At 58.0% G+C, this 16,392-nt stretch carries 14 protein-coding genes and 2 pseudogenes; 5 read left to right on the top strand and 11 right to left on the bottom strand.

Features of this window, described 5'->3' with window-relative positions:
* Positions 1–532 precede the first annotated feature (532 nt).
* The 4 genes and pseudogenes from AC1D2R_RS21755 to AC1D2R_RS21770 all read left to right on the top strand — a co-directional run.
* Complete coding sequence (locus AC1D2R_RS21755) at positions 533–1,678, top strand: acyltransferase family protein (protein WP_477970360.1); 1,146 nt, start codon at positions 533–535, stop codon at positions 1,676–1,678.
* A 172-nt stretch (positions 1,679–1,850) separates the two neighbouring features.
* On the top strand, positions 1,851–2,543 hold the full coding sequence (locus AC1D2R_RS21760) for a DUF72 domain-containing protein (RefSeq protein ID WP_477970362.1): 693 nt from the start codon (positions 1,851–1,853) through the stop codon (positions 2,541–2,543).
* Positions 2,544–2,925: 382 nt separating this feature from the next.
* Positions 2,926–3,551 (top strand): annotated as a pseudogene (locus AC1D2R_RS21765) (flavodoxin family protein).
* Positions 3,552–3,746: pseudogene (locus AC1D2R_RS21770) on the top strand (putative 2-aminoethylphosphonate ABC transporter permease subunit); the annotation flags it as partial.
* 78 nt (positions 3,747–3,824) lie between these two features.
* Here AC1D2R_RS21770 and lhgO read toward each other — a convergent pair.
* From lhgO to AC1D2R_RS21825, 11 genes are all read right to left on the bottom strand, one after another.
* Entirely contained in the window at positions 3,825–5,012 is a 1,188-nt protein-coding gene (gene lhgO, locus AC1D2R_RS21775) for an L-2-hydroxyglutarate oxidase (protein WP_477970364.1), read from the bottom strand.
* Between the two features lie 274 nt (positions 5,013–5,286).
* Positions 5,287–5,529 (bottom strand): hypothetical protein, encoded by a 243-nt coding sequence (locus AC1D2R_RS21780; RefSeq protein WP_477970603.1) that lies wholly within the window; start codon positions 5,527–5,529, stop codon positions 5,287–5,289.
* A 133-nt stretch (positions 5,530–5,662) separates the two neighbouring features.
* Positions 5,663–6,703 (bottom strand): fatty acid desaturase, encoded by a 1,041-nt coding sequence (locus AC1D2R_RS21785; protein WP_477970365.1) that lies wholly within the window; start codon positions 6,701–6,703, stop codon positions 5,663–5,665.
* Between the two features lie 77 nt (positions 6,704–6,780).
* A complete protein-coding gene (locus AC1D2R_RS21790) occupies positions 6,781–7,161 on the bottom strand; it encodes a DUF6481 family protein (RefSeq protein ID WP_477970367.1) in 381 nt (126 codons plus the stop codon).
* A gap of 184 nt (positions 7,162–7,345) precedes the next feature.
* Positions 7,346–7,555 (bottom strand): cold-shock protein, encoded by a 210-nt coding sequence (locus AC1D2R_RS21795; RefSeq protein WP_477970369.1) that lies wholly within the window; start codon positions 7,553–7,555, stop codon positions 7,346–7,348.
* 327 nt (positions 7,556–7,882) lie between these two features.
* Positions 7,883–9,418, bottom strand: coding sequence for a SpoVR family protein (locus AC1D2R_RS21800; RefSeq protein WP_477970370.1), 1,536 nt, complete (start codon positions 9,416–9,418; stop codon positions 7,883–7,885).
* A 12-nt stretch (positions 9,419–9,430) separates the two neighbouring features.
* Positions 9,431–10,744 carry a YeaH/YhbH family protein gene (locus AC1D2R_RS21805; RefSeq protein WP_477970372.1) on the bottom strand — a complete coding sequence of 438 codons (1,314 nt, stop codon included), beginning with the start codon at positions 10,742–10,744 and terminating at the stop codon, positions 9,431–9,433.
* 25 nt (positions 10,745–10,769) lie between these two features.
* On the bottom strand, positions 10,770–12,719 hold the full coding sequence (locus AC1D2R_RS21810; RefSeq protein ID WP_477970374.1) for a PrkA family serine protein kinase: 1,950 nt from the start codon (positions 12,717–12,719) through the stop codon (positions 10,770–10,772).
* Positions 12,720–13,006: 287 nt separating this feature from the next.
* Positions 13,007–14,056, bottom strand: a complete 1,050-nt coding sequence (gene speB / locus AC1D2R_RS21815) for an agmatinase (protein ID WP_477970376.1) — start codon at positions 14,054–14,056, stop codon at positions 13,007–13,009.
* Between the two features lie 64 nt (positions 14,057–14,120).
* On the bottom strand, positions 14,121–14,513 hold the full coding sequence (locus tag AC1D2R_RS21820) for a YybH family protein (RefSeq protein ID WP_477970378.1): 393 nt from the start codon (positions 14,511–14,513) through the stop codon (positions 14,121–14,123).
* A gap of 18 nt (positions 14,514–14,531) precedes the next feature.
* Positions 14,532–15,158: a TetR/AcrR family transcriptional regulator gene (locus tag AC1D2R_RS21825; protein ID WP_477970380.1), complete on the bottom strand. Its 627-nt coding sequence runs from the start codon at positions 15,156–15,158 to the stop codon at positions 14,532–14,534.
* 114 nt (positions 15,159–15,272) lie between these two features.
* Between AC1D2R_RS21825 and AC1D2R_RS21830 the strand changes: the two genes are divergently transcribed.
* A complete protein-coding gene (locus AC1D2R_RS21830; RefSeq protein ID WP_477970382.1) occupies positions 15,273–16,370 on the top strand; it encodes a polyamine ABC transporter substrate-binding protein in 1,098 nt (365 codons plus the stop codon).
* Positions 16,371–16,392: the final 22 nt, after the last annotated feature.

The following is a 16,392-nucleotide window of genomic DNA, read 5'->3' on the forward strand; positions in this document are numbered from 1 at the left end:
CGGATCACTACCAGTATACATTAGCACAAATATATATACATCAAGACAAAAAGGCTAGTCCACTTGAATAAACAAGTCGCACTTGAGAAAACTATTCGTGAACATGATTATTTATTGGGTGTTGTGCTTGCGAAAGTTGCCGCTTCATTGCGTACTTATTGCCCGTTCACTCCAAGACGAGCGTGCTTACAATGTGCTTGCAACGAGTGATGTGAGGAGGGGCGCAATTCGCATACCTGCAGTTCAGGAGGTCGGCGCAGGCATATCGAGTGCCGTATTGGAGGCCGCCGGCCACATGGAGCAGCGGTTCTTCGGTCGGACCTAGCCACCATCTCGGAGGCTCCGGACGCGATCGGAGTGCCGGCTGCTGGCCTGCCGTTCGCTCGGCCCCGTCCTCGCGCGCGGATGTCGTGTGCAGCACACGAGTTGCATCTGCCTCGACGGGATCGTAACTGTTGACCTGGGTCCAGCCGATCGGCGTTCCCTGGCTTTGGATGGGACTGCGAGTTGTGCCGACTGGGGGGCGGTCTCAATGCGAAGTGGTGCGACGCCTCAGAAAGGGCGACTGGCTCATCTTGACGGCTTGCGAGGGATCGCAGCTGTCGTTGTCGTCGTCTTCCATATCATGTCGGCTTTGACGCCATACCTGGTGCCCGATCAGTCAGACGTACCCGTGTGGATGGCCTATTTGCCGGTGGCGGTCCTGTGGAACGGGCCCTTTGCAGTATCCGTCTTTTTCGTCCTCAGCGGCTTTGTCGTCACGCAAGCGGCGATCGGACGGCCCGAGGCACTATGGGTCAAGGTAGCAGTGCGATACTTGCGCCTGGCGGTTCCATCGCTCTTAAGCGTGTTGCTTGCCTGGGTCCTATTGATGGCCATGCCTGACCGGGCAGGCGATCTTTACGCGCTGACCGGAAGTCGATGGCTGCAATACACCTATCAATATCCCGTGCCAGGCTTCGGCGCTGCGCTCTACGACGGCGCGATCGGCATCTTCCTGACGGGCGGATCGCTGTTCAACAACGTGCTTTGGACGATGCGCATCGAACTCGTCGGCTCCCTGGCTTGTTTTGCGGTGGCCGTTTTTCCGGGTATGAATGGGAGGTTGTTGGTCGCGTTGGTGGTCGCGATTGCTGCATTGGTGAGCCAGCATCTCGCTTTCGAGTGCTTTGTTCTGGGGATCTGCCTAAGAGAGGCATGGGCTGCCGGACGATTGCGTTCGAACTATGCGATGTTCGCCCTGGCATTGGGTCTGATCATCGGTTCGCAGGGCGGCGTAGCGCCTCAGCTTCGGGACACAGGGCTGCCTTGGCCTTTGATGCCAGGAAACAAGGAAGGGATTCTGTACCCCCTGGGCGCCGCCCTGGTCGTCTATGCCAGCTTGGCTTCTCCTGCGCTGACCCGCTTGCTGTCGAGCAGGGTCGGTTCATTTCTCGGATCGATCTCGTTTCCTCTCTACCTGATACACGTTCCCCTCATCTATACGGTCTTGTGCGCGGCAAGTGTGCTGCTCTGGGATAGCAGCTTGCTTCTCCTGATCGCCGTTGCTGTCTTCCTTTGCATGAATATCGCGATGGCCGCCGCTATCGAACGCTACGGGGAACAGCCTTTCCTCAAGCGATTGAGGGTTCTGGGTGCGACGCTCGGTGCCGATCGCGAGCGGTCTCGCGGGGGATAAGACTATGAAACGGTCGAAACGATCCGCGGGATCAGAACGAAGCGCGAAGCTGCACATAACGCATGTCTCAATCCTCGTTTCAGGTCTCTGTCGTTCAGCGGATGGAACCGCGTCACCGTCCGCGCATTACCTCTGGCACGCCGGCACTCGACGGCAGTAGAAGGAGTTCGATTTGCCGCTCATCGCGACAGCTGCCTGGTCAATTCCCAAGATGGTAGCCGACCGGTTTCCCCGGCAAGGGAGCGGGCTCACCCGATACGCGTCGGTGTTCGACGGCGTTGAGATCAATTCCACCTTTTATCGGCGGCACAAGCCATCGACCTTTGCGCATTGGGCCGAGTCGGTACCCGACAACTTTCGTTTTTCGGTGAAGATCCCCAAGGAGATCACGCACGTTCGGGCGATGAAGGATATCGGCGGGTCGTTCGACCTCTTCCTCGAGGACATCTCGCCGCTCGGCGGAAAGCGTGGCCCCTTGCTCTGCCAGTTATCCCCTTCGCTGGCGTTCGATCGTGACCAGATGGAGGACGCATTCAAAACTATGCGCAGCGCGGACGCAGGACCAGTGGCTATTGAAGTCCGGCACAAAAGCTGGGCGTCGCAAGAGGCACTCGCCCTGCTGCGGAAATATGCGATCGACAGGGTTCTTGCCGACCCGGCGCCGGTATGGTCGGCTGACGATCTTGCTGATCTGCCGCATTATCTCCGCCTGCATGGCAAGCCAAAAATCTACTACTCGAGCTATACAAAAGGGGAGATAGGAGCCTTCTCGAAACTCTTGCCGCACGATGGCTGGTGCGTGTTCGACAACACTGCCTCGGGGGCTGCGATCGAAAACGCGCTGACGATGCTTGAAATTCGATAGAGCCCCTTCAGGCTGAGGCGGCCGTGACCACCGGCGTTGAGAGATGCCGCCAGTGTAGTGAATCCGCGCGGAGGCCTGATGTCCCGGCTTGCCTTTTTGGGGAACTTAAGACTCCACCACCAAGGGATTGGCTGTCAGGGAACAACTCGGGTGATGATTGGTTTCGCCCTGTGCGAACAGGAGACATCCCTGTCTCAGTGCGGCGGTGGACACGCGGGGAGACCGCTGGCCGCACGCTGAAGATCTCTGACCAGGACACGGCATCGATCCCGGCGACACCTCTGGCGGGCCGAATGGAAGCGCCAATGCGTCTGACGGCGGCGCTGGCGATGATGCCCGCCACGCAAATTGAGTGTTCAGTTCCCTACCAACAGGAGTTGTCATGTCATTGAAAGCACTTGCCTTGAACGGCACTTTGAAGTCCTCGGATTCTTCTGAGGCTTCATCGACCGGAAAGTTGCTCAAACTCATTGCTGAAGAGTTCAATAAGCATGATGTCGAGACGGAAACGGTCGTCTTGCCGATCACAACATCAAGCCGGGCGTCACCTCTGACGAAGGCGAGGGCGACGCGTGGCCGGACATACGCCGACAGGTTCTGGACGCCGACATCCTGCTTGTCGGCACGCCGATCTGGCTCGGACAGCCAGAAAGCGTTTGCAAACGTGCGCTGGAGCGGATGGACGCATTTCTGGAAGAGACCGACGACCAGGGCCGCATAGTCTCATACGGCAAGGTCGCCGCCGTTGCCGTCGTCGGAAACGAGGACGGCGCTCACCATGTTTCGGCGGAGGTCTTCCAGGCCCTCAATGATGTCGGCTTTACCATCCCGGCCAATGCCGTGACCTACTGGGTCGGCGAGGCCATGGGATCCACGAACTTCGTTGATCTGAAGAAGACCCCGGAGGCCGTTCAGACGATGATATCCATGCTGGCCCGCAACATAGCGCATCTGGCGAACCTTCTTAAGAGGTCTGAGTATCCGGGCAAGAAGGATAGACGTCGATGAGTGTCGGCGGTAGTGTTCCTCTATTCGACCAACGCGAGGCTCCCGTCTGTCACGGTGCTCAACGTGGACGATGCGGGCGACATCGCGCCTGCCGCAGCCATGGGCATGATGATTTTCTATACCAGTGTGGTGGCCAGGTTGGGGCAAGCTGCGTTCGCGCGTCGAATTCTCGCTCGGACCCACGCCTGGAGGTGATGCCGGGCCAATTGCCAAAGGCATGGTGGCCAAGCGATCGGGCACCTACGGAGGGACATCCCGCACCACCGGCGATGATCAACCGCCAAGCAGGCGATCGACGATCATTCGCCCGATCGGGATGGCTGAGGTCGCAGCCGGCGAGGGCGCGTTGCAGACGTGTAGCATCCGTTCTGTCTGCTTGAAAAGGAAGTCATGCACCAGGCTACCATCAGACATCACAGCCTGGGCGCGAATGCCCGCTTGCGGTGTTGTGAGATCATCGATCGTCAGCGAGGGGCAGTATTTCTGGCACTCTTTGAGATACCGGGCCTTCGAGGCCGAATTGGCAAATTCCGTCATTGCTGAACGCCAGTTGCGCAAAGCCATTCTCCAAAACCCCGGGAACGCCGCCATGTCTGCGACGTCGGCAAGAGCGAAGCTTCCCTTTGGGTATCCTTCCCGGGCGAAGCCTAAGACCGCGTTGGGACCTACTGTCATCCCGCCGTCGATCGTTCGTGTGAGGTGAATTCCAAGAAACGGCAAATCGGGGTCGGGGATCGGGTAGATCAGGCGCTGGGTAACGCTGGCCCTCGATGCCGAGAGGACATAGTATTCTCCTCTGAAGGGAACAATTCGATGGTCGATTTGCAGGCCCGCAAGAGAGGCAATGCGGTCGGACTGGAGGCCGGCGCAGGCAATGAGCCTGCGTGCCTCGACGCGGCTGGTGACGTCTTCGACCCGGACACCATCTTCGTTTTCGCGAATGGCCGAGACCTCGACCCCGCGGCGGATTTCGCCGCCCTTCTCCTCGATGCGCATCGCCATTGCCCGGCATACCGCAGTGTAGTCAACGATACCGGTGGAATGCACGAGCAGGGCACCAAGGCCCGCGATTTCAGGCTCGTCGGATCTTAGACGCGATTTCGACAGGCGGGTATATTCGATCCCATTCTGCCGGGCCCTCTCCTCCAGGCTATCCATGCGGCGCATTTCCGCATCACTGGTTGCCACGAGAAGCTTGCCGCAGGTTTCAAAGGGAATGCCATTTTCGGCGCAAAACCGCTTGGTTGCTTCCGCTCCTTCGCGGCACAACGTCGCTTTCAGCGAGCCTGGGGCGTAGTAGATGCCGGCATGGATTACGCCGCTATTGTGCCCGGTCTGGTGACGGGCGATGTCCGGCTCCTTTTCGAGCAGGATCACGGTTGCGTCAGGCATCTTTTCCTGTAGCGCCATGGCAACCGCCAGGCCCACGATACCACCGCCAATGATGCAATAGTCGTACATTCTTGAACCCACCGAACCTGCACGGGCGCAACGAGGGCCCATGGCCTCAGTTTGCCGCCTTTCAGTAGCTGCCAAGTATGATGCAGATCGGTTAACCGAGGGCGAAGAAACCGGATGTCGAAGACGCGATCGGGTGCCGGAGGAATGGGCCCGAAAATCTCGCAATGCATCGAGATCCTCGAGTGGGAGCAGTCGCCGGTTCCGGTGAGGGGCGTCGGCAGGGCCAGGGAAGCTCCCGCGGTCGGGAGCTTCGATCGTCAATCGCGTGAAGCGACTATTTATTCTTCAGAAGCCAGATTTTGCCAGCCATCGTTATGCTGTGTGCCGTCCGTTCCACCTCTGCATCGGGATCGAGAGGTTGAACAAAGCCAACCTCCCTCAGTTCGGAGAGGGTGTTGGTGCTCAGAAATTTGATCTTCTGCGGCCGTTCCTTGAACCTGTCGGTTTTTGCATAGGTAACGACAGCATTCAGGTGAGTCCATTTCTTCGCGTCCTGGGGAAAAAGATCCCCATCCATGGCGAGTTTAAGACCCCTGATTTGGATCGGCGTAAGCGTGATCGGGTTCAATTTTAGATCCTTGGAACGGGTACAGTTAGTTTTGATGGCCGGCTGCGCTCGGGGCGCGCGCCGACGTGTGCGGATTTGGTCGTCAGACGGTCGTGGCTGCTTTGGCGGCATCGCGGAAGGACACGAGCTTTCGGCTCTTTTCGTCCCAGAGCACGAGCTTAACACATTGCAGGCTCTCCCATAAGGTAATGCGGCCGATATCAGCCAGTTCCGGGTGGTCACGAAGGACCTCGGGGAGCCGATAATAAGGGATTCTGCTTGCCAGGTGATGGACGTGATGAACCCCGATGTTGCCGGTGATCCATCGAAGCGCCAACGGCAGGTCGTAGTGCGAGGCGCCGTGCAGCGCGGCCTGCGGGAAGCGCCACTCTTCGTCCTTTGACCAGTGCGTTTCCTCGAACTGGTGCTGAACGTAGAAGAGCCACACACCGGCCGCTCCTGCGAGCAATACGATGGGGAGATGAACCACAAGGAATGGTACCAGTCCAACCGCCCAAATTGCGGCGACGGTCAGCACGGCGATGGCAAGGTTTGTGGCCATGGTGGAGATCCATGGTGACGAGCCATTGCGCATCATCCCGAAAGGCAGTCGCTGCTTGAAAAGAAAAATCCAGGCGGGGCCGATGCCGAACATCACGAGCGGATGCCGGTAAAGTCGGTAGGCGAGCCGTTTCGACCTGGGAAGCGAGCGATACTCAGCGACCGTCAGCGTGGTGATATCGCCGAGACCGCGCTCGTCCAGATTCCCGGCTGTTGCGTGATGGGCGGCGTGTGCTCGCCGCCAATAGTCATAGGGCGTCAAGGTCAGCACGCCGAGCACGCGGCCCGTCCAGTCATCGAGACGCCGGCGACCAAAGAAAGAGCCATGTCCGCAATCGTGCTGGATCATGAATAGCCGAAGCAGGAAGGCCGCGGCCGGAACGACCAACACCAACCCGGGCCAGAAACCCTTGTAAACGCAGATATAGGCGCCGGCCCAAAATGCGATGAACGGAAGCAGCGTAACGAAAAGCTCGAAGCTGCTCCGTCCCATGCGTGGCTGGCGATAGGCTGAAAGAATCTTCAACCAGCTTGCGACGTTGTCTTCGGCAGGTGCCACAGTTGCGTAGGCGTGGGCGTTCATGAAAATCGATCCGCTTTTGGCTGGATATGCAGCGCGGTCGAAAAGACCACGCTGCACCGTCCGGCATATATCAATCGTCAGCCTTGGCGGGCCTTGCGCGCTGCGTAGCGGCGATCCCGTTCGGCCTTGCGTGCGGCTTCGTCAGCTACAACGCGCGAAATGCGATTATTGATTTCAGCTTCTCGAGCTTCAGCCTCGGCCTTTTCGTGGGCTTGCGCGGCGGCTGCAAGCGATGCGGCCTCGGCCAGGAGGCGCTCATTTTCCGCCTTCTTGGCGGCTTCGCGCTCGGCACGACGAGCTTCCTTGGCGCTGGCCAGGGCAACACGAGCGGCGAGCCGCTCCTGCATCTCGGGATCGGTCGGTTTCGGCGCGGATTCAAACTTCGCCAGCAGTTGCTTCTTAGCGACTGCCGCGGCATTGCGACGTTCTGCAAAGCCATTGTCGTTCGGGTGTCTCAACGTGTGTTCCTTGTTCGATTTTTAACGGAGCGCAGGTGATGCGCAACTTGTTGTCCGGTCGTAATGCCCATGGATAGCACAATCGTGCAAAGGGATCTCGACGAAAAAAGGTCAGACATATGCCTGACCTTTCACAACCTTGTGCTTCCATGCCAGTACATCCGTGGTCATGGACAGCAAAGACTTAAGCGGCCTGGAGTTGGCCGGCGGACATCTTGCCCGACTTCTGGTCGCGCTCAAGTTCGAAACCGAGCTTCTGGCCTTCGACGATTGATCTCATGCCTGCGCGTTCAACTGCAGACACGTGGACGAACACGTCCGCGCTGCCGTCATCCGGCTGAATGAAGCCGAAGCCTTTGGTGGCATTGAACCATTTAACTGTACCAGTGTTCATAACGAACCCTTTCATGGCGATAGCGATCACCGCTGAGCGACGCGCAGCGGGCATTTTTCGACTTTTGAGAGGGGAAGTTCGTCACGACGCGCGAAGCGCAAAACAAATATCGGCAAACAAAGTATCGATGGGTTGTTCATACAGGCTAGATGTCGGCACGTCAACTTTTTGTTTTGCTAGCGGGTGATTGATCGCTGTAGGGTTGTGTTTCTGGTCGAGACATGCTCATGCTGCGATGCAGCGCACCCTCAGCCAAGCGGGCGCTTTGGAAGGTGATGATACGCCATTGACCTCAGCGGAACGGTCGAGTAGCGCTATCCCGGGATGTCAGCCCGTCGAGCACTCGTACAGTATCGCGCCGGTTGCCCCATCGACACCTTCCAAACTAACCTCGTATCCCCAGAGATGACGAAGATGCATCAGCGTGGCATCTCGAGTGGCTTCCTCAAGGCGAAGGCCATCCTTGACGATGTGTTTCAAGCGAAGTTGCCTGTCGCCAAGAAGGTCGACGTCGACGACCTGAATATCAGGCTGCCGGGCTCCGACATCATAGCTGCGGGCGAGCGCTGCGCGAACCGCTGCATAGCCGCGCTCGTTGTGAATGGAGGAGACCTCGCAATAGTTGTCGGTTGCGACATCGGACAGCGAAAACAATCGGAATTTGCGGATCATCGCCGGGCTTAGATATTGCAATATGAAGGACTCGTCGCGATGGTTCGCCCAGGCATCCAGAAGGGTGCCCCGCCAGTCGCCGTTGCCCGCAAACGAGGGAAACCACTCCTGGTCTTCTGCGGTCGGCTTCGTACAGATGCGCTCGATGTCCTGCATCATCGCAAATCCGAGCGCATAGGGATTGATCCCAGAAAAGCGCGGGTCGTCGAAGGAAGGCTGAAAGACGACATTGGAATGGCTGCGCAGCAACTCCAGCATGTTGCCTTCGCTTAATTTTCCCTGGTCAAAGAGGCGGTTCATGATGGTGTAGTGCACGAAGGTCGCACATCCCTCGTTCATGACCTTTGTCTGGCGCTGCGGATAGAAATACTGCGCGATGACACGCACGATCCGCAGGATCTCGCGCTGCCAGGGTTCGAGGATCAGACTATGCTTCTCGATGAAGTAGAGCAGGTTTTCCTCTGGCAGGTTCAAAATCTTCTTCCGCTCGGAGGCATTGCGTTCTGCCTCTTCCGGATCCCTGCTCTCGGCCGCGAGCGGAAGCGTACGCCAGAGGTCGCTGTAGCTCTGCTCTTCATATTCCAAGCGTTCGCGCGCACGTTCGCGCACCTTCTCCGAAGACAGTCGAGGCGGGCGGCGGTAGCGGAATACGCCGTGATCCATGAGCGCATGGGCGGAATCGAGAACCGCCTCCACTGCCGCGATGCCATGCCGCTCCTCGCATTTGGCGATGTATTTCTTGGCGAAGTCCATGTAGCCGAGGATGGCGCCCGCGTCCGTCCATTGGCGAAACAGATAGTTGTTCTTGAAGAAATGATTGTGACCAAAGGAGGCATGCGCGGTGACGAGCGTCTGCATGGCCATGGTATTTTCTTCCATGAGATAGGTGATGCAGGGATTGGAATTGATCACCAGCTCATAGGCAAGTCCCCGCTGGCCTTTTCGATACGATTGGTCTTCGAAGATGAAGCGCTTGCCGAACGACCAGTGCTGGTACATCAGCGGCATGCCAACCGAGGAGTAAGCGTCGAGCATCTGCTCGGACGAGATAATCTCAAGCTGATTGGGATAGATGTCGAGCCCCATCTCGTCGAGTGCAATTGTCTCTATGGCCTCATAGGCGCGGGAAAGCGTCGCGAAATTCCAGTCGGAACCATGAAACAGAAGGCCTGCGCTCGCGCGTTTCGCCATGTCGGTCTTCCCTCAGTTGCGCGCACGCACGCCCGGTTGGCGGGTAAAGAGTTTGCGAAAGACCGGATAGATGTTTGCGGGCCTCGCAATACGGGCCATATGGAAATTTGGCACGTCACCATCGACCGTACGGTAGGCGCGCCAAAGCGAGGTGCCGTTGTCGGTCGAGCCGAATATCTCCGTCTCGCGCTCGTCGATGATCTCGACATAGGCATAATATTGGCAAAGTTCCATCAGTTGCCCGCGAAGCAGGGCTGCACAGCGTTCGGAGTCACCGCTTGTGTTGTCACCATCGGATGCCTGGGCTGCGTAGATATTCCAGAGCCCGGCGGGATATCTCGCCTCGATGATGCGCAACATCTCTTCCAGCGCGGTCGAAACGACTGTGCCCCCGCTTTGCTTGCTGTAGAAGAAAGTGTCCTCGTCAACTTCCCGGGCCTCATCGGTATGGCGGATGAAGACGATGTCGATCCGCTCGTAGCGACGCTTCAGAAAGAGATGCAACAGCACGAAAAAGCGCTTGGCGAGATCCTTCTCGCGCTCCCCCATCGAGGCCGAGACATCCATCAGGCAGAACATGACAGCGTTGGCATTCGGTACCGGTTGGCGCTCAAATCGATTGAAGCGCACATCGACAGGATCAACGTAGGAGATACGCCGGCGCCGACGCTCCAGCGCCTCCAGTTCCTGGCGCAGCGCCTTGAGCCGACGATTATCCTCCGGCGAGTTGGCCTCTTTCTCGAGTGCTGAGATTTCGTCGGCAAGGGCTTGTATCTGCCTTTCGCTCGGCCGCTGCAGAGCCATGCGCCGGCCAAAACTGTTGCGCATGGTCCGGCCTATATTGATGTTGGTCGGTGTGCCGGCGGTGGTGAAGCCGACCCGGTGCGATTTGAAGGTGACCGTCTCCTTCAGGTTCAGCTTCACCATATCGGGGAGCTCCAGATCTTCGAAGAAGAGGTCAAGCACCTCTTCCCGCGACAGCACGAACTGGAATTCATCGTCGCTTCCACCCGAACCGGCGCCACGGCCCATGCCGCCGGCCCCACTCTCCGGCTTGGAGAGGCGGTCACCGGCAGAAAACTCCTTGTTGCCGGGCAGAACATGTTCGCGGATGCCGCTGCCGGGGGAGGGTCGAAAGGTCGGTTCGCCAGCACCGCGCGTCGGCATGGGTACGCCGTGAGCAGCGTCCACATCGACAATCCTGTCGGATTTGATCTGATCCTTGATCGCTCGTTTTAGTTCTTCGCGAGCCCGATTCAGGAAACGTTGCCGGTTCCCGAGGCTCTTGTCCTTCGGGTTAAGCCGGCGATCGATGAAATTCGGCATCTGCCAATCCCTCGTTTCGGCATCGTCAACCGGCCTTGTTTACCCGCATATACCAGTCGACAAGCCGGCGGACCTGGCGCGCCGTATAGCCGCGCTCGGTCATGCGCTGAACGAACTCGGCATGCTGCTTTTCGGTCGAGCTGTCTTTCTTGGATCCGAAACTGATGACCGGCAGAAGATCCTCGACCTGGCCGAACATGCGCTTCTCGATGACCTCGCGCAGCTTTTCGTAGCTCGTCCAGGAGGGGTTGCGGCCATGGTTCTTTGCCCGCGCGCGCAGCGTGAATTTCACCACTTCGTTGCGGAAGTCCTTTGGATTTGCAATGCCGGCGGGTTTTTCGATCTGGGAAAGTTCGCCGTCGAGAATCTCCCGGTTGAGGATCTGACCGGTATCGGCGTCCTTGAAATCCTGGTCCTCGAGCCAGGCATCGGCATAGGCGATGTAGCGGTCAAAGAGGTTCTGTCCGTACTCGCTGTAGGATTCGAGATAGGCCTTCTGAATCTCGTGGCCGATGAACTCGGCATAGCGGGCTGCAAGCTCGGACTTGATGAAGTCGAGGTAGCTTGCTTCTATCTCCTTGGGAAACTGCTCGCGCCGGATTGCCTGCTCCATGATGTACATCAGGTGAACGGGATCGGCGGCGACCTCCTTGGTGTCGTAGTTGAAGGTCTCAGACAGGACCTTGAAGGCAAAACGGGTGCTGATCCCGGTCATGCCCTCGTCAACGCCGGCAGCGTCGCGGTATTCCTGTACGGATTTCGCCTTGGGGTCGGTATCCTTGAGGTTCTCGCCATCGTAGACGCGCATCTTGGTGTAGAGTGGCGAGTTCTCGTGGCGCGCAAGGCGCGTCGCAACCGTAAAGCGGCTCAGGTTCTCCAGCACCTCCGGCGCACAGGGGCTCTTTGCCAATTCGCTTTCCCGCAGCAGCTTCTCGTAGATCAGCCGCTCTTCCGTCACCCGCAGGCAATATGGCACCTTCACGACGAGGATCCGGTCAAGGAAGGCTTCGTTGTTCCTGTTATTCTTGAACTGGAGCCATTCGGACTCGTTGGAGTGGGCCACCACGATCCCCTGGTAGGGGAATGCGCCGAAATTCTCGGTGCCGTTGTAGCTCCCCTCCTGCGTTGCCGTCAGCAGAGGGTGAAGAACCTTGATCGGTGCCTTGAACATCTCGACGAATTCGAGGAGGCCCTGCGTCGTGCGGTTGAGGCCGCCACTAAAGGAATAGGCGTCGGGGTCAGCCTGGCTATAATTTTCCAGCTGCCGAATATCGACCTTGCCTACGAGTGCCGAAACATCCTGATTGTTCTCGTCCCCTGGTTCGGTCTTGGCGATAGCGATCTGGCGAAGGCGGGATGGCATCAGCTTGACGACGCTGAATTTGGAGATGTCGCCGCCGATTTCGTCCAGTCGTTTTGTTGCCCAGGGTGAGATCAGCCCTGTCAGGCGCCGCCTCGCGATCCCGTACTTCTCCTCCAGGAGATCCGCCATTCTGTCCGGGTGAAAGAGGCCGAGAGGGGATTCAAAAACCGGGCTGATCTTTCCATCAATGGCCAGGGTGTAGATCGGGAAGCGTTCCATCAACTTCTTGAGCCGCTCCGCAAGCGAGGACTTTCCGCCACCCACCGGACCAAGAAGATAGAGAATCTGCTTGCGTTCCTCGAGACCTTGCGCCGCGTATCTGAAATAGCCGACAATACGCTCGATTGTGTCTTCCATGCCGAAGAAATCGGCAAATGACGGATAGACCTTGACTGTCCGGTTGGAAAAGATCCGTCCCAGACGCTCGTCCGCGCTCGTATCGATGAACGTAGGCTCGCCAATGGCTTCTACCATGCGTTCCTGCGCGGTCGCATACATCCTTTTGTCATCGCGGCAAGCCAGGAGATATTCCTGGAGACTAAGCTCTTCTTGCGCGGCGTTCGTATAGATCTCTGAAAACAGATCGAATACGTCGCATTCGCTCTTTTGCATCGTGCTCTCCCGCGGCCGGTTGTTAGGACGGGATCGCTGCACGGTCGGCTCGCGTAAGGTAAACGCGTCAGACTAGCTGTTGTTCCAAATGCTTACACGAAGTTCGAGACAGTCTGATTGCCGATCAGCCGCGATGTTCGTAGAATCAGCATTATGCAGTCGCTGGGGCCAATCGCCAAGGGCGTTCAACGGATTCCACGTCTTTTTCGTGCATTGCGACAATAACGCGCGCTGACAAGGGGCTGGATGCAGCCCTTGTCAGCGCGTTTCCCATCGACCCGCAGTGTCTAGGCTCGTTTTGCGAGTGCGGGGCTGAAAACCAGGAGGCTCAGGATTTCAAAGAGTACCTGCGCCCCGGCTTGGGCGGTATTTGTGGTGCTGTCGTACTGCGGGGCGACTTCGACCACATCGGCACCGACGAAGTTGAGACCCTTGAGGCCGCGAAGCAGTTCCAGCGCTTCGCGGCTTGTCAGTCCGCCAATTTCTGGTGTCCCGGTGCCGGGAGCGAACGCGGGATCCAGGCTGTCGATATCGAAGGACAGATAGGTCGGTCCGTCTCCGACAATCTGCCGTGCCTTCTCGATGATCGCCGCGACGCCCATGCCGGTAACCTCTTCGGCATGAATGACCGTCATTCCGGATTCATAGGAGAACTCCCAGAGATATTCCGAAGGCCCCCTGATGCCGATCTGTATGGTCCTGGTGGGATCGAGGACACCGTCCAGAACAGCGTTTCGCATTGGCCCGCCGTGATGGAATTTCGTCTGATCAAAAGGGCCGCCGGTGTCGCAATGCGCGTCAATATGGATCAATCCGACCGGCTGCCTGGCGCCGACAGCCTTCAGGATTGGGTGGGTGATGGAATGGTCACCGCCAACCGAGACAGGAATGATGCCGGCCTGGACGATCTGTGCGATCACTGTCTCAATGTTTTGATGGCACTGTTCCAGGCGATAGCGGCTGCCGAACGGCACGTCGCCGATGTCGGCGGCGCGCAGGTCATAGGCAGGTGCACAGTCGAGGACATGATTGTAGGGGCCGATGCGTTCGATACTGCGGACGGCGCGGGGCCCGAAACGGGAACCTGGGCGATTGCTGACGCCGAGATCCATCGGAATGCCGATCGCGGCCACCTGCAGGTCGCCGAAGTCAGGGGCAGCGAAATTCACGTCCTTGTAGGGAAGGCTCGCAAAGGTTGAGATGCCGGAATAGGGCGCCGCACGGGTGCCCCCCTTGAAAATCTTCTCGGCCACGCGGCGAAACCGCGGGTCGAAAAATTCGGCGCTGTCGGCGAATTTTCCGCGCAGCTCTTCGAGCTTCTTCTTCAGATCAACCATTCGTCTTGTCCTTCTCCTATGACCATTGCATCGCGATATGTCGTACGGGCGGCTGCCTCAGTTCTCATGCCAGTGGCGACAGATGCTCGTGGATCGCCAACCACTCACCCGTTGCCTTCTTCTCGAACACGATGGTTTCCCGCTCGGTGTTTGTCGCCAACGCACCATCAAAGACGAGATCGGTTTCGACACGATGGGTGAAAATGGCGACAGGCCCCACGACTTGAACATGCGGTTCGGTGGAGCGGCAACCCGTCACACGAAATCCGTCCCGTGTTTCCCAGAGCTGCCATTCAGCCTCGTAAGCAGCGCGACAGCGCAACTGCCGGTCCAGATTGTGGAATATGAAGGTGGCCTCCGGCGCGAAGGCGGCGAAATAGCCGTCGCGGTCATGACGCCCGAAGGCGTCGACCAGGCGCTCGGCAGCCGCAAGAACGGCATGTTGCTGTTGTTCCATCCCAAAGTCTCCCGTCTTTTATTGAATTCTGGGGCTGCTGATCAGCAGCGCAAGTGGTCGGTTCTGCCGCGCAACGCGTTCTTTTAGCGTTTGCAGTGTCATCGCGTCGTCCTTGACGAATTCGATGAACATCATGTTGAGATTGTTGAAGGCCATCTGCCCGACGGCAACCGCGTCAATGCCCGGCATGACGACTCCACGCAATTGCAGTTTTTGGATCAGCATCGAAACCTGGTCGCAAAGTCGACCATCGAGTTCGGTATAGCGGCGGCTAAAGGGGCTGTCGGGCTGCTGAATGGACGTTGCCATCGCTGTGCGCCACATTTCCTTGCTCAGATAGACAAGCGAGTGATCGAAATACTGGTCGATCAGTGCCTGCAGTGCCTCGAGCGTTGCCACCGGCGGATTTTCGACAATTGCCATCCCGGATTCAAGGACTTCCTCGACTTCCATCGAGACTGCGGCAACCAGAATGTCGCCCTTGTTCTGATAGTAGTTGTAGAATGTTCCCACCGAGACTGCTGCTTGTTCGGCGATGTCCTCGATGCGAGCGCTATCGTATCCGACCTCACGGAACAGGCTTGTCGCTGCCTCCAGGATGCGGCGATTCCGATCGGCTTTCTGCCTTGCGCGCAGTCCCGTCATTCCCGACTCTCTCAAATTATGAATGTCCTCAAATTTCATATTGACTTAAAAAATGAACTCATTCAATCTTTTTCCTGAAGGCGCCGAAATGAGCGTCGCTGACCAGAGGGCAACATGATGATCCACCTCCGCAATGGCGCCTTTGCGCGCAGATTCCTGTCTTCGACCGCCGCCTTGTCACTCGCCGCGGCGTACGCCGTCCTTTCTCCAGCACCAGTCTTGGCACAGGAGGAGCTGAATGCGCTCGTCTGGTGCGACCACACCGACCCGGCTCTGATCGAGCCATTCGAAAAGGCCAACGACGTCAAGGTCAACCTCAAGGAATATGAGGGGACAGGCGCGGGCCTGTCGATCATCGATCAGTCCCAGCCTGGGGATTGGGACGTCCTGGTGATCGACGGTGTCGATGTACAGCGCGCGGTGGACAAGAACATCCTCGCCGACATCCCGGCCGATGCCCTTCCCAATGCCGACATCTTCCCGGAGGTGCGCATGCAGGACAACAACACCCGTGCTGGCAAGACATATGCGGTCACCGAAAAGTTCGGCTACAACACCGTCTCCTACGACAAGAGCAAAGTTGATCCGGCCGATATGAAGGATATGTCCAAGCTGTGGTCGGACAAATACAAGGGTCGCATCGCAGTCTACGACTACTATCTGCCGATGATCGGCCTCACGGGTATCGACCTGGGCAAGGCGACGGCCGATCTCAAGGAAGCAGATTTGCCGGCAATCAAGGACAAGCTCTTCGCCCTGAAGAAGAATTCCAAGCAGGTGAGCGACGTCGTCTCCTCGCAAACGGCACTCGCGACGGGTGAGGTCGATATCGTCTTCGGCGGGGGCGAATGGCTGACGGCCGGATTGGTCAAGGACAAGCCCAATCTCGACTGGGTCATTCCGGACCAGGGTGCGGTGCGTTGGGCGCAGTCGATCGGCGTCATGAAGGATTCCAAGAAAAAGGATCTGGCGCTGAAGTTCGTTCAGTATATCGTCAGCCCCGAAGGCCAAGCACGGCTTGCGACCTCATCCTGCTACTGGGCCATGCCCGCAAATGCGAAGGCCGGAGAACACCTGACTGGCGAACAGAAGACGGCGCTGCGCTGGAACGAGCAGGCGAACTATCTCAAGCGCACACAGCTCTATCCGATCCCGAGCGCCGAGCTTGATACGAAGATGCAGGACGTATGGACCGAAATGCTTCAGAACTGACAGGCTGATCGTTCTCTTATGT

The organism is Rhizobium sp. P1_C7, from assembly GCF_056406295.1.